This window comes from Cobetia sp. SIMBA_158, from assembly GCF_046566945.1.
Taxonomy (GTDB): Bacteria; Pseudomonadota; Gammaproteobacteria; order Pseudomonadales; family Halomonadaceae; genus Cobetia; species Cobetia amphilecti.
This window is the reverse complement of sequence record NZ_JAWJYL010000039.1, coordinates 1-710: the sequence shown is the minus strand read 5'-3', so window position 1 is coordinate 710 and position 710 is coordinate 1. Positions and strand designations below refer to the sequence as shown.

Annotated in this window: 2 protein-coding genes; both read right to left on the bottom strand. The window is 46.2% G+C overall.

Annotation, left to right across the window (positions count from 1 at the left end; genetic code table 11):
• Positions 1-277: hypothetical protein (locus R2R70_RS18855; protein WP_410978730.1), on the bottom strand; the 277-nt coding region annotated here is incomplete at its 3' end.
• 234 nt (positions 278-511) lie between these two features.
• Positions 512-710, bottom strand: a 199-nt coding sequence (locus R2R70_RS18850) for a hypothetical protein (RefSeq protein ID WP_410978729.1), incomplete at its 5' end; no start/stop codon positions are given.

Genomic DNA, 710 nt, shown 5'->3' with positions numbered 1-710 from the left:
AGCAGCAATAAAGGAATGGCAGGTCGAACGACCGGAGTTGTTTACCCAGGCTGTAATCAATCAGACGGAACCCGACAACTACAGAGTAATCACCTGTGCTTTCGTCAATCTCAACAGTATCACCTTTAGCAACACCTAATGCAAGGCTCGGTGATGCTGCCAACTTAAAGTTCCGTGAGCCTAATGAGAACATCGGAATCTCTTCGAATACTGACTTTCCGTCCTTCGAATTACCAGCAAAAATTTTAACTATTTTTAGATCAGTCAGTTCGGCCATAAGGAGCTCCACAGCTACCACGTTCAACACAGGTCATCCCTTCTTTGGCATAACCACTATTTCCTGCACTCAAATTACACGCAGCACCCTCAAGAGCAACATTCCCTGAATCCAAATTACCATTTTTAGACGTAGGTGTTATGCGATGACCTAAGTGCATGTTTTTAGCATTTTTTGATGTATGCCCACACCTCCAACAAGTGAAGACGCCATCTTCATTTTTACTTGCATCGTCTAGCAATCTTTGCCTACAGCTAGACTGCTTGTTTCTTTTTCCAGCAGTTGGGCCTGCTGTACTTGTTGCAACTTGCTCTTGCGTAGCTCCATATCCGTCAGATTTTCCATACCTCGAAGGCCGGCGGTCTCAAGTTCCAAGCGCAACGCTATTGAAGGGTGCTCGGACCGCCGACGGATTTCTTGAGCACCTCGGCGT